At 42.1% G+C, this 13355-nt stretch carries 10 protein-coding genes; 2 read left to right on the top strand and 8 right to left on the bottom strand.

Annotation, left to right across the window (positions count from 1 at the left end):
* Window positions 1–204: 204 nt before the first annotated feature.
* Both OGM63_RS06755 and OGM63_RS06750 read left to right on the top strand, forming a co-directional pair.
* Window positions 205–1353, top strand: a complete 1149-nt coding sequence (locus OGM63_RS06755) for a glycosyltransferase family 4 protein (protein WP_263744735.1) — start codon at window positions 205–207, stop codon at window positions 1351–1353.
* A gap of 638 nt (window positions 1354–1991) precedes the next feature.
* Window positions 1992–2957 (top strand): orange carotenoid protein N-terminal domain-containing protein, encoded by a 966-nt coding sequence (locus OGM63_RS06750; protein ID WP_263744734.1) that lies wholly within the window; start codon window positions 1992–1994, stop codon window positions 2955–2957.
* 209 nt (window positions 2958–3166) lie between these two features.
* On the opposite strand, the gene OGM63_RS06745 is transcribed toward OGM63_RS06750, so the two are convergent.
* The 8 genes from OGM63_RS06745 to OGM63_RS06710 form a co-directional block, all read right to left on the bottom strand.
* Window positions 3167–4000, bottom strand: a complete 834-nt coding sequence (locus OGM63_RS06745; RefSeq protein ID WP_263744733.1) for a peptidase — start codon at window positions 3998–4000, stop codon at window positions 3167–3169.
* Between the two features lie 84 nt (window positions 4001–4084).
* Window positions 4085–4318 (bottom strand): preprotein translocase subunit SecG, encoded by a 234-nt coding sequence (gene secG / locus OGM63_RS06740; RefSeq protein WP_029635452.1) that lies wholly within the window; start codon window positions 4316–4318, stop codon window positions 4085–4087.
* A gap of 123 nt (window positions 4319–4441) precedes the next feature.
* Window positions 4442–6040, bottom strand: a complete 1599-nt coding sequence (gene gpmI / locus OGM63_RS06735) for a 2,3-bisphosphoglycerate-independent phosphoglycerate mutase (protein ID WP_263744732.1) — start codon at window positions 6038–6040, stop codon at window positions 4442–4444.
* Between the two features lie 245 nt (window positions 6041–6285).
* Entirely contained in the window at window positions 6286–7980 is a 1695-nt protein-coding gene (locus tag OGM63_RS06730) for an ABC-F family ATP-binding cassette domain-containing protein (protein ID WP_263744731.1), read from the bottom strand.
* 142 nt (window positions 7981–8122) lie between these two features.
* Window positions 8123–8335 carry a hypothetical protein gene (locus OGM63_RS06725; protein WP_263744730.1) on the bottom strand — a complete coding sequence of 71 codons (213 nt, stop codon included), beginning with the start codon at window positions 8333–8335 and terminating at the stop codon, window positions 8123–8125.
* A gap of 41 nt (window positions 8336–8376) precedes the next feature.
* Complete coding sequence (locus OGM63_RS06720; RefSeq protein ID WP_263744729.1) at window positions 8377–9192, bottom strand: Rpn family recombination-promoting nuclease/putative transposase; 816 nt, start codon at window positions 9190–9192, stop codon at window positions 8377–8379.
* 920 nt (window positions 9193–10112) lie between these two features.
* A complete protein-coding gene (locus OGM63_RS06715; protein ID WP_263744728.1) occupies window positions 10113–12797 on the bottom strand; it encodes a DNA methyltransferase in 2685 nt (894 codons plus the stop codon).
* A 260-nt stretch (window positions 12798–13057) separates the two neighbouring features.
* Window positions 13058–13216, bottom strand: a complete 159-nt coding sequence (locus OGM63_RS06710; RefSeq protein WP_263744727.1) for a hypothetical protein — start codon at window positions 13214–13216, stop codon at window positions 13058–13060.
* Between the last annotated feature and the right edge of the window lie 139 nt (window positions 13217–13355).

Genomic DNA, 13355 nt, shown 5'->3' with positions numbered 1-13355 from the left:
TAGGAATTAGCAACTTAAAAATTGAAAAAAATCCATAAATACACTTTCGCTATCGCAACCGAACATTTTGCGCGGGGAATTGAGTAATCGCGGGATTTGATAAGAACTAAAAACCTAGCAAGTACAACAGCACAATCAGACAAAAAACACAATTCCGACAAAAAGCTGATAAATCAAACCCGCTTTCCTGATAGCTAATAAAGAATGCGTATAGCCTGGATTGGAAAAAAATCACCCTTTTGCGGCAATGTCACCTACAGTCGGGAAATCACAAATGCCTTGCTAGACAGGGGACACCAAGTTAGTTTCCTTCACTTCGCCCAAGAAGAATCTGAACCCGACAACTGGCCCAATTGTCCAGAGGTTCCGCTACCCTTCATTTACAAGTCCCAGGTTTACACAATTCCGACTTTTAAAGCGACTAGGGTTTTAACTCAGTCGTTAAAGCGTATCAAGCCGGATGTAGTTCACGCTTCTTTAACTTTGTCTCCCCTTGACTTTGTTCTGCCAGAAATCTGTGAAGAACTGAATTTGCCCTTAGTTGCCACTTTCCACACACCATTTGCTGGCAAAGGGGCAAAACTGATATCAGGAACACAACTTTTGGCGTATCAACTTTATGCGCCTTTTTTGGGTAACTACGATCGCGTGATTGTATTTTCTCAAATACAGCGAGAATTGCTAGCCCGGATGGGTGTCCCAGAAGAAAATATTGCCGTAATTCCCAACGGTGTGGATACTAGCAAGTATTGTCCTGGGACTTCTAAAATCAAAGCAGAATTTAACGCAGAACGCTTGTTTGTTTATCAAGGTCGCATTGCCCAAGAGAAAAACGTCGAAGCTCTCCTTCGTGCCTGGAAACAAGCAGAAATGCGGCATGATAGTAAATTGCTAATTGTCGGCGATGGTCCATTGAAATCTTCTTTAGAAACCTTTTATGGTTCCGAATATGGCATAAGTTGGTTAGGGTTTATTGCCAACGAAAACCGACGCATCGATATATTACGCGGTGCAGATGTATTTATTTTGCCTTCATTAGTAGAGGGACTTTCCCTGTCTTTGTTAGAAGCAATGGCAGTGGGAAGCGCGTGTTTAGCCACAGATGTCGGTGCAGATGGTGAAGTAGTGTCGAAGGGTGCAGGTGTAATTCTCAACACCAAAACAGTGCGATCGCAATTAAAAACTTTTTTGCCCCTCTTCCAAGACCATCCAGAATTAACAACACTGCTAGGGCAAAAAGCCAGAAAGCGAGTACTAGAGCGATATACCCTCAGCAATAATGTTACTCGACTCGAAGAACTTTATACTAATGTTTTAATTCAACCCCGCGTGCAATTTAGTCGCGGAGCGTAGGTAAGCCCTTGGCTGAATTTATTTTTAAGTAGTTGTGTTCGGTTTCGCTTCGCTTTACCCAACCTACAAACATTGGAGCCAAAACAGACCCCAGGCTTCGGCTACAGCTACCACCAACACACCTAGAATACTGAAAAGCATGTTTATTTCAGATATCCAAGCGATCGGCATTTATTCCCCAGGGTTCGCGTTATTATCTTGATTTCCTTAGCGAGAAGGTAACGCCTCATTCACCTTGGTCAGTTCAGTAAAGATTATATATAAAATATATAATATGAGCGATAAGCAATATTTGTAACTATTTTGTTAAAAAAATTTACAAATGTTTATTAATTTTGGTAAACTTACCTATGTAAACGTTAAACCTCTAACAAATAAATTTTCCTAGCTGTAAGCAGTTAGGTTGTTGAGGCGCTTTTTCAAACCGCACCTTTGTATTGAATTAAAGATTTACCTGGAAGACAGTCCCTGACTGGCTTTTAGCACGCTAACAAATGAACACCTGCAAGGGTGATTACTTTTCCTGTCTGGCTTTTAGCACGCTAAAAGTCTCGATTTGAGTTGACGCAGGTTTATTGTCAGTCTGTTTCAGATTGAAGATTCTTGCTAATTAACAAATAACATTGGAGATTGCGAACATGGCTTTAAGTATCGAATCCGCTCAAAATATTTTCTCTAACACTCAAGTTCCTAGCCCAATTCCAGCTACCATAGCCCTATTCGATCAACTAGGCGTTGACGATCAACTGGCTTATCTCTGGTATGCTTACACCGAAATGGGTAAGACAATTACTCCCGCAGCTCCTGGAGTAGCACGCTTGCAACTAGCGGAAGGTTTGCTCAACCAAATTAAGCAGATGTCTCAAGAAGAGCAAACCCAAGTCATGCGGGAACTTGCTAACCGTGCTGATAGTCCAATCAGCCGTTCTTATGGTTTCTTCAGTGTTAACACCAAGCTGGCTTTTTGGTATGAGTTAGGTGAGTTGATGAAACAAGGCGTTGTGACTCCGATTCCCAGCGGTTACCAAATGTCTCCTGGTGTGAAAGTAGTATTAGAAGCTACCCAGAAACTTGATGCAGGTCAGCAAATTACCGTACTGCGTAACACTGTAGTAGATATGGGATTTGATACATCTGCTCTTGGTCCAAGTAGTTCCAAAGCTGCTGCGGAACCTGCGTTTAAACGTAGTGCTCCTGCTATTACTTCAGTCAAGATTGAAGGTATCACAGAGCCTGCTGTACTCGGCTACATTGAAGCGATGAACGCAGATAAATTTGATGCGGCGATCGCTTTGTTTACTACCGATGGTGCGCTGCAACCCCCATTCCAGAAGCCAATAATCGGTCATGAGGCGATCGCTAAATACATGCGCGAAGAAGCCCAAGGACTAAATATGATGCCCCAACAAGGTATCTGCGAAGTTCTGCCAGATGGTTCTAAGCAACTGAAAGTCACAGGTGTGGTACAAACTCCTTGGTTTGGTGTAACTGTGGGTATGAATATTGCTTGGCGGTTCTTAATCAATCCCCAAGGTAAGATTTTCTTTGTGGCGATCGATATGCTAGCATCTCCCCAAGAACTCATGAACCTACGTCGCGTTTAGAAATGTTGGGTGGGCATTATTGTCCACCCTAGCTTTTAACGGCAGAAGAACAAGCGGTCAATTCTCTTCGGTGAATTCAATAAAAGTAACTTTTTCAGCGCTCAATTAGTCTAGCTGAATCACGTCTTGGGTTTTATTTTTAATTTTAAATTTAGAATTGTAGGAAAGCGATGATCGTGGCTCAATGATAGTTTTAATGGCAAAAACCTTTAGTTTTGATACTTTTCCCCCAAAGACCAACCCAAACTAGTTGGCTGTTCGTAAACGCGCTTCAAAGTATTTACATCTCTGGCAGAAATAGGCGGCGGGTTGCGGACTTGCGAAAAGTATAAAGCATCACTTGGGAGTGGACTATGACCCCAAATTCCCAGGGCGTGACCGAATTCGTGGCGGGCGGCTGCGGTAAGATAATTACCAGTCTGGGTAGGACTCAGCAATATCGTGAAGCGGTGAGATAAAACTTTGTTATTTGTGTATAACTTGTAAGTGGTTTGTGCCGATCGCGCACGGGGAATGTTGCTATTAGGCGACTTCTGAAGAGGTGGAGCTTTTCGCACAATTGTAATATTAGCAACTTCCGGCTGTTTGACTACCTCCAAGGGTAAATAAACATTCCACTCTTGCACTGCTTGGATGACAGTATTAACCCATGTTTTAGCCTGTTCTTTGCTAATTTCTTTCGGTGTTTCTACGTAAATGCGAATGGGAAACTGCGACCAAACTAAATAACAGACTTCAGTTAATTTAACTTGAGAAAAGTAGTCACCGCTGTTGGTGCTGTCTTTCCACTGTACCAGCGTCGGCGGTAGGGGATGAGGTCTTGGGGAAGGAGGGAGGAGGGGAGGAGGGGGAGAGGGGGAGAGGGGGGGAGTTTTTCTTAAGTCTTGTGCATTTTCCGGGGTATTTGTCAATATGCCATTTTCTGCAAGGGTGGGCTTGTTCTGTAAGTTAGTAAAAATGGCTAACAGCCCTGTGCCAATAACCAAGACAAGGGCTGTAATTAAACGTAAAATACTCTTCGTAGTGAGCGGTTTACCGCTCATATCTTCGCCTCATATCTTCGCTTTTAAGGGCTTCAGCCCTTACTACGAACTTCCCCATAGGGCGTTAAGTTATTCTCCCCATCCTTACTTAGGCAGCCAACCAGCGCTTAAAACTACAGTTAAGCCGAGGAAAATTACCGTAAGCGTCCAGGTAACTCGGTTGAGTGTGGTTTCTGCACTTTTGGTGCTGCTAAACAATTGAGCCTGTCCGCCAATGGCAGCAACGCCATCGCCTTTCGGGCTATGCAGTAATACTAAAACAATCAAACCAACGGCGGAAAATGCCCAGATGCCTTGCACGATATTAGTAACGGTCATGGTAGGAATTTAAAAAGTTAGGAGTTAGGAGTTAGGAGTTAGGAGTTAGGAGTTAGGAGTTAGGAGTTAGGAGGAGCGAAAAATTATTAATTCTTAACTCATCACTCATAACTCCTAACTTTTTTACAATCCAACTGGTGCGGGAGTGCGTTTTAATTCCACTTCATACTCAGCATTTTGGAGTAGCGATCGCCCTGTCATTTCTGGTGGAATCGGCAGCTGTAAAATCTCCAGAATTGTGGGGGCAATGTCGGCTAGCTTACCATCGTTTCGCAGGCTAACATCTGTACCATGTCCGGGGATTTTTGCGCCTTCTCCTTCTACCAAAATTAAGGGGACTGGATTGGTAGTGTGAGCTGTCCAAGGATTGCCCGCATCATCTAGCATCTGCTCTGCGTTGCCGTGGTCGGCGGTAATAAGGGCAGTACCTCCAGCTTTGCTGATGCTCTCTAGAAGGCGTCCCAAACATCGGTCAACGGTTGAGAGTGCTTTAATCGTAGCGTCTATTTGACCAGTATGCCCTACCATGTCTGGGTTGGCATAATTAATTACAATTAGCGAGTAAATTTTCTTTTCGATACCGGCGATCGCTACCTCTGTTAGTGGTTCTGCTGACATCGCCGGCGCTTTGTCGTAGGTTGCGACCATTGGACTGCTGACCATTTCCCGGTCTTCTCCGGGAAAAGGTTCTTCCAAACCACCGTTAAAGAAGTAGGTGACGTGAGCGTATTTTTCGGTTTCTGAGGTGCGAAACTGCTTTAAATCATGATTGGCAATTACTTCCCCCAGAATATTACTGAGATTCTGAGGTTCAAAGGCTACAGCTACTGGTAATTCTGGATCGTATTGAGTAAAAGTAGCAAACGACAGCGGCGCGATCGATAAAGTTTCAAAGCCGTTAAAATCAGGATTGACAAAAGCTTGCGTCAATTGTCTAGCGCGATCGGGGCGGAAGTTAAAGAATATCACTCCATCGCCTGACTCTACTGCGCCTGGGGCAATGCGGGTTGGTAAAATGAATTCGTCGGTAACACCTTCTAAGTAAGATGCTTGTATGACTTCCACCGAAGAGCGACCGTCAAAAGCGCCATCTTGTGTCATGATGTCGTAGGCGCGTTTGACTCGATCCCAACGGCGATCGCGATCCATTGCGTAATAGCGACCGCTGAGGGTGGCTATGCGTCCTACACCGATGCGGTCAATATAATTTTGCAGCAACCCAATTGCTTGTACAGCATCTTTTGGGGTGGTGTCACGACCGTCTGTGATGGCGTGGATGCAAATTTCGTCAAGTCCTTGACCCTTGGCTAAGTCAAGTAATCCAAACAAATGCGACAGGTGCGAGTGTACCCCACCCTCGGAACAAAGCCCAACTATATGCAGCTTGCCATTTCGACTGCGGACTTCCTGGCAAATTTTGACCAGTGCGGGGTTGCGTTGGATGGAACCGTCTTCCACAGCATCTGAGATGCGGACTAATTCTTGCGGTACAACTCGTCCAGCACCGATGTTCAAATGACCAACTTCTGAGTTGCCCATTTGACCCTCTGGCAATCCCACGGCTTTTCCGGATGTGCGGATGAGGGTATGCGGATAAGCTGCCCATAAGCTTTGCATTACGGGAGTTTTAGCAGCGGCGATCGCGTTTCCTTGTGTTTCCTCGCTGTAGCCCCATCCGTCTAAAATGACAAGCACCACGGGAGCAACAGGTGCCTTGGTCATAATAAAATTGCCCTTTACTTTTTGTAATATCCGAATGATACCACTGCTAATCACCACCGCAAGTGAATTTCTGCTTCTTAACTTTTTTTTATGACGTAATTACGATTTTTTTAACATTTTTTAAATTTGAATAATTTTTCCTAATTTTTTGTGGTTGACGTTGTTGGTTGTTAGTGGTTGGTTGTTCGTTGTCAAAAGAATAACCACCATCCACTAACCACTATCAACTAACCACTCCCAACCCCTTATTTACTTTTGCCGCTGGTTTTTGCAGCTTTTGCGGCTTTTTTGGCAGCTTTGTCAGCAGCGATCGCTTCTAAGCGAGCTTGTTCTTTTTCTTCGGCGATTTTATCCAAATAGTAATGATAATCCCCTAAATAAACGCGAAATTCACCATTGCGGATTTCGACGATTTTATTTGCTACCTGAGAAATAAAATAACGGTCGTGAGAAACGACAATTACAGTGCCATCATAATTTTGGATTGCTTCTTCCAGCATTTCTTTTGCTGGGATATCTAGATGGTTTGTCGGCTCATCTAAAATGAGTAAATTTGCTGGACACAAAAGCATTTTTGCCAATGCCAAACGCGCTTTTTCTCCCCCACTTAATGCTGCAACTGGTTTCAACACCGTGTCCCCAGAAAACAAAAAGCGTCCCAACAGCGTGCGGACTTCTTCATTTTTCCAGTCGGGAACTTCATCATGGATGGTTTCCATGACAGTTTTCTTTAAATCTAAAGCTTCGGCTTGATTTTGCTCAAAATAGCCAGGAATAACGTTGTGGTCGCCTACCCCAATAGTACCTTCTGTGGGCTTTTCGCTACCCGTAATTAAACGTAGGAGAGTAGATTTACCGGCACCGTTTGGACCAAGAAAAGCGATGCGATCGCCTCTTTCAATTAAGAGATTTGCCCCCAAAAAGAGAATTTTATCATCGTAGGTATGAGTTAAATCTTTAATTTCCACTACTTCGCGTCCGCTGCGGGGTGCGGGGGGAAAACGGAAGTGCAAAGTTCTCATCCCACCTACGGGTGCTTCAATGCGTTCAATTTTATCAAGTTGTTTTTCCCGGCTTTTTGCTTGGGTACTGCGGGTAGCACTAGCGCGGAATCTGTCAACAAAGGTTTGCTGTTTTTCTAGTTCTTTTTGCTGACGTTCGTAAGCACTAAGTTGCGCTTGTTGACTTTCAGATTTTTGTAACAGGTAGGCTGAGTAATTACCGAGATAAGTGCTGGAAACACCGCGTTCTGTTTCCACAACTTGGGTGCAGAGGCGATCTAAAAATTCCCGGTCATGAGATACTATTACCATCGGGGTAGTCAGCCCTTTGAGGTAAATTTCTAACCATTCGATAGTTTCTAAGTCAAGATGGTTGGTAGGTTCGTCCAGTAGCAATAAGTCGGGTTTTTGTAGTAGGATTTTACCCAAACTCATCCGCATTTGCCAACCGCCACTAAAAGCACTCACCAAGCGATCGCTATCTGCCCCATCAAAACCCATTTCTGGCAAAATTTTGTCAATTTTTGCCTCTAATCCATACCCATCAAGTGCTTCAAACTGCCTTTGGAAACGATCCATTTTGTCGATCAGTTTGTTTAACTCCTCTGGAGTTGCCGTTTCCATTTCCCGATGCACCTGTGACAAAGCTTCATTAACTTTGTTTGCTTCGACAAACGCACGCCAAAATTCTTCTTTAACAGTACGGCTGGGGTCTACTTCAAATTCTTGGTTGAGGTAAGCTATGTGTAAGCTCGTAGGACGAATAATTTCACCAGCAGTCGGCTCGATTTCGCCGGCGATGATTTTTAGTTGGGTGGATTTTCCGGCACCGTTGACACCCACCAAGCCGATGCGATCGCCAACTTTGACTTCCCAGTTGACATCTTTGAGAATTTCGCCTGTGGGATAAATTTTACTGATATGTTCGAGTCGCAGCATGAGAGTGTCTCTAGGGGTAAAATATGGGTAACAGAGGCGCAGAAGCTCACGCCGTGTCCAAATATTAACAAAATTTAACTACATATTTCGTATTGATTATTGGCATCAAGAGAAGATTTTCAAAGGTGTCACGAGAATGCTGCTATTGCGCTAGTTCCCTTACTTCTTCAACACTCAAGCCTAAACCTTCTGCTATCTGCTCTAAACTCAATCCTAATGCCAAAAAGCGACGTACAGCGCTTGAATAAAATTCGCGTCTCCCTAGTTCCCTACCTAGTTCCCTACCTAATTCCTTACCTTCCTCAAAGGCTTCCTGATAAAATCTGGTTTGCTTAAACTCACTTAAACTAAACATTGCTTGTATTTACTCCTGAGGCCTGTTGTTAAGTTATGATTTCAACTATTACCTTGCTCGTTTGAAGACTGTTGTTGTGCCATTTGTCTTACTTCCTCAAGACTTAGACTTAAGCCTTGTGCTATCTGTTCTAAACTAAGCCCCAAAGCTAAAAATTGACGTACAGCGTTTAAAGTAGCTTCGCGTTTGCCTTGTTCTATGCCTTCACTGAAGGCATCCTGATAAAATCTGGTTTGCTTCAACTCACTTAAACTAAACATTGCTTGTATTTCCTCCCTAGTCATCCTTGGAAATTTGTAGACGATGATTGTCTCTATTAATTGTAATAATTGCTGTTGAGGAATTCCACCGCCGACATTTTGCTTAACTCTGTCTATCAATTGCCTGAAGAGTGCGATCGCTGTCTCTTCATCTGAAATAACTAACTTGATAGTAGCAATGCCAATTGGTAGCGATGTAGCTTCACCTAATTCATCTAGATAAATGCGACTAACTCGCTGACTTGCAAAAAACTCGCGGTAATGTTTTATATTTCCTGTGTCTACACTCCGGGTTGGATAGATAACAGTAGCAAACCAATCGTTTTGGGGTTTATTCTGACGAAGATATAAACATATTTCTGAAAACAGTCGAGAGTAAATTTCTGAGTCTGGTTGAAATTGAACTTCCACAAAATAAATTGGGTTTTCCTCTGTTTGTGTAGGAAGAAAAACCCCATCAATTCTAAATGCTGTTTGTTTAACTTCAACTGATGAAAATTGATACAAGTTCGCTTCTTCTGGAGGTTCCCCGATGAGTTCAAAGAAGATACTGGGGAATTCTTGAAATAGCCGATAAAAGATGCTGTCGGTTTTCACAACTTAGGAAATAAAACACCCATGACAAGATTATCATGTATCGCTTTCTTCTTTTTCATCCCAGGGGTTATAAACCCCTGGCTAATAGCCAAAGTCCTATAAATAGGACTCAATTCTCAGAAAGCTTACCTTTCTTTCAGTCCATTTTAATGGACTTTCACTATTAGCCAGGGAATTTATTCCTTGGCGGGATAGGAATTTATTATATCTTCAAATCCGTTCCTAAGAATAATAAAAAGGTGATTTTTACTACTTTCAAATGATTGATTCATCACCCACCAGGGGTTATAAACCCCTGGCTAATAGCCAAAGTCCTCTTAATCGGACTCAATTCTTATAAAACTTACCTTTCTTTCAGTCCATTTTAATGGACTTTCACTATTAGCCAGGGAATTTATTCCTTGGCGGGATAGGAATTTATTATATCTTCAAATCCGTTCCTAAGAATAATAAAAAGGTGATTTTTACTACTTTCAAATGATTGATTCATCACCCACCAGGGGTTATAAACCCCTGGCTAATAGCCAAAGTCCTCTTAATCGGACTCAATTCTTATAAAACTTACCTTTCTTTCAGTCCATTTTAATGGACTTTCACTATTAGCCAGGGAATTTATTCCTTGGCGGGATAGGAATTTATTATAGCTTCAAATCGCTTGCCAACAACAAACACAGGTGATTTTTACTACTTTCAAATGATTGATTCATCACCCACCAGGGGTTATAAACCCCTGGCTAATAGCCAAAGTCCTCTTAATCGGACTCAATTCTCATAAAACTTACCTTTCTTTAAGTCCATTTTAATGGACTTTCACTATTAGCCAGGGAATTTATTCCTTGGCGGGATAGGAATTTATTATAGCTTCAAATTTGCTATTAGCTGAAGAATTTATTCCTTGGCAGGATGCAACTTATTCTACTTCAAATCGGCGCCCAACAACCTACAATAGTTTCACCCCGCTTTTCTGTATCAGCTAATTCTAAATTCAATTCCAGCAGCTTCTCTAAAATATCGTCATTAGGATTAAAACCATAAGCTTGCATCACCAGTTTATCAAGCTGTTCATGCAATTTATAAAGTTGGCTCGTTGGCTCATTAAAAAACTTATTATACAGCGTCGTAATTCCCCACTGTTTTGCTGACATTTGTTGAGTGCGATATTGATGAAGTTCTTCAGCTTTCGCGCGAATTTGATTAACTAATTTCGCATCAGGTGTTTGGGGAAAGGGGAAGGTTTCAAAGCATGTGTTATGCGTGTAAGCAATATCTGCTTTTAAAGTTGATTTTTGAGCGTGCATCCAAATACGATGAACTTGAGATGAGAGAATACCAAAAATATAAAAATCATCAGATGCTACAGCTTTAGTCTTATTACCTGGAAGCCATTCAAGAGGACAAGGAATAAATATAGCCCATTTGGATACTTCGGGAACAGCGAAGTAGTAAGATAAAGGTTTTATAGCTTTTCTCATTTCTATTCTTTTACCTTCGTATTTCCACCAATTAATCTTTAGTTGTTCATTACGATTATTTTTACGTTCTGATGGAATAGTTCGTTGAACTTGTTCAAAAGGTAATTGATAATCACTCGCTTCCTCAATAGTCATATCATTAAAATCAATAATCCAGCGTTCAGGCTTACCGTGAGGATTTTTCGCTAGATTTGCACCCATTGAGAAAAGCTTCAGAACTTCTTGATTTTTGGCATCAGCTTTCACCCAATTTGTCATCTGTGTCTCAGTAACTATAAAACCTTTCCCGTTAGGAATCACACCTTGAAAGCATTTATTCAGATTCGCTTTCAATCTAACAGCCTGAGAAACATCTGTTGTTGTTTTAAGTGAAGAACTTATTCTAGAAACTACCTCATTATCTAAATAATATTTTTCCGGCTCTTCCTTACTCCAGTTAACAATACTAACATGAACTTTAGCTTCACCTGACCAAGGTTGTGTAGAAACAGCTTCGTGAATATAACCACCATTTTGAGTAATATAATCTAAAGCAGCAATTCTACTTTTACCTTGACTAACTGAATTAGTCCCAACTAATCCGGCTCTACCTTTTTGATCAATGCAATTATGAGCTAACCGAAACCAATAAGCACAAAAATCTACAGAATCTTTAACATCGGGAAAGCGTTGAAAAACCTTATCTATATATTCATCACCCAAAGCTATTCTCATATGCTTTCCACCCAAAAAAGGAGGATTGCCGATAATTACATCCGCTTTCTGCCATTCACTAAAAAGCGCATCTTGACAAACAATATTATTATCTAAAGTATCCAAAGGCAAAGCCGGTTCAGTCAACTTTAAATTATCAATTGCAATCTTCCGCGCAATCATCAAAGTCACCCGCGCTAACTCCACCGCAAACGGATTTGTATCCATCCCATAAAATTGTTGTGGTGTCACAAAACCCATTTGCATTTGCTCATTAGCCGACTTACGACGCTGGGCAATTTTATCTAACAGCAGCATCTCAATTCGCTTTAATTCTTGATATGCCATATAGAGAAAATTCCCCGAACCACAAGCCGGATCTAACACCCGATAACTTTGTAATTCCAATTGCAAAGCCGAAAGTTCACCTATAGTCGTAGCCTCTTCAATTCTTTCTTCCCAATATCTACTAATAGTTGGACGGACAATTTTCATAATGTCCGCTTCTGAAGTAAAGTGAATTCCGCGTGCGTGACGCTCTTTTTTATCCACCGTCCCTTCAAACAAATTCCCGAAAATCGCCGGACGTACTTTACTCCAATCTTCCCGTGCTGATACATCCAAAAAGTTCAATTCTTCCCGCGTTAAATCAATTCCATGAATCAGCGAAAATAAACCCCCGTTAAAATAATCTACACCCTGATAACGTCCCGCTGGCGTAATTCCTGGCTGATTCATTTCCCGAAATAAACCACCCAAAACATCATAAGAACTTGCCCCTTTCATGCAATCCTGAACGCAGGAAATAAACATATCACGCGGTAATAATTGTCTATCTTCAGCAAACATCGCTAGCACGCATTGCAAAATAAACCGCTGGGCTGTCAACTTCTCAATTTTGCGCTTTTCCAACTCCAGTAGTAATTCACCCATGCGACGTGCAGCGCGTTCTGTGACTATTAGCTGATTATTTCTAAATACAGGAGTTTTTTCCCCTAATTCCATAAATGTAAAGGCTCCTGCCCTTTCTGGCAGTTGCTCTAGGGGAATTACATCTACGGGTGTATCTAGCTGGATATCAAAGTCAAAAATCCAGAATTCGTCAAAATTGCACAACAACACATAACGCGGACGATTTGGAACTAACCGCGTCCAATAATCAAAAGCTTGAGAATAATGCTTACTTAAATCTTCCCCGCGCTTCTTCATCTCAATCAATACGCGGGGTTTCCACACCAAATCAGCAAAGCCAGTTTTACCCTTCTTGCTGCTTTTTTTTATCGCTTCTTCGTAACTCGCTCCCGCTTCTAGCGCTCCTTCATGTTCAAACGCTCGAAAAAACCTATCTAGAAAGGTTTGCGCTTCTTTTCTTTCTTCACCTTTGATGTGAGAATGGCAAAAATTAACAAACTTGTGGAGACTTTCAGTGGTTGCTACCATTTTGGATTTTTGATGCTTGGGGAATAATCAGTATTTTTAACTATTCCTTTGTGATAAATTCATCAATCCAAATGGTATTTTATATTTGGTAAATTTGCACTCCCTCCCTCAGGCTGGAAGCCTGGGGCTATACGTACAAAGCCCACCTGCGTGGGCTAGAATCATTTAGCCCACGCAGGTGGGCTTTGTTTGTGTAGCCGCACCCTTCTAGGGTGTCGGGCAGAATTGTATTGAGATGGGCGCACAATTCCCCTCAAAATTCAACTAACTTTCGCTTCATCTCCCGCAGACTCAGCCACAGCAGCAAATCTCGCAGCAGCAGCTTGAACTATCTGAGCCACTTGAGACAAAGGCATGTGATTTATTTGTCTGAGAATCGCGCTGACATCTGAAGTTTCTGGTACTGGTTTACCTTCCAAACAGCAGAGTAACTGCTACACAAAACTTGGTTAAACTTATCGCTCGTCTTACCATTCAATCAAGATTGCTCCTGAAGGGTCTGCTTCCTGCTTCAACCAAGCCCGTCGGCGGGTTCTTGTCCACAGGCGTAAATTCGGC

The organism is Plectonema radiosum NIES-515 (assembly GCF_025753815.1).
Taxonomy (GTDB): domain Bacteria; phylum Cyanobacteriota; class Cyanobacteriia; order Cyanobacteriales; family Nostocaceae; genus Hassallia; species Hassallia radiosum_A.
This window is presented reverse-complemented; position numbering and strand designations above follow the sequence as displayed.

What these genes read in the sequence shown, in the direction of transcription:
- OGM63_RS06730 (WP_263744731.1), bottom strand. Translation starts at nt 7,980, where the DNA reads ATGCTGCGACTCGAACATATCAGTAAAATTTATCCCACAGGCGAAATT.
- gpmI (WP_263744732.1), bottom strand. Translation starts at nt 6,040, where the DNA reads ATGACCAAGGCACCTGTTGCTCCCGTGGTGCTTGTCATTTTAGACGGA.
- OGM63_RS06715 (WP_263744728.1), bottom strand. Translation starts at nt 12,797, where the DNA reads ATGGTAGCAACCACTGAAAGTCTCCACAAGTTTGTTAATTTTTGCCAT.
- OGM63_RS06755 (WP_263744735.1), top strand. Translation starts at nt 205, where the DNA reads ATGCGTATAGCCTGGATTGGAAAAAAATCACCCTTTTGCGGCAATGTC.
- OGM63_RS06745 (WP_263744733.1), bottom strand. Translation starts at nt 4,000, where the DNA reads ATGAGCGGTAAACCGCTCACTACGAAGAGTATTTTACGTTTAATTACA.
- OGM63_RS06725 (WP_263744730.1), bottom strand. Translation starts at nt 8,335, where the DNA reads ATGTTTAGTTTAAGTGAGTTTAAGCAAACCAGATTTTATCAGGAAGCC.
- OGM63_RS06750 (WP_263744734.1), top strand. Translation starts at nt 1,992, where the DNA reads ATGGCTTTAAGTATCGAATCCGCTCAAAATATTTTCTCTAACACTCAA.
- secG (WP_029635452.1), bottom strand. Translation starts at nt 4,318, where the DNA reads ATGACCGTTACTAATATCGTGCAAGGCATCTGGGCATTTTCCGCCGTT.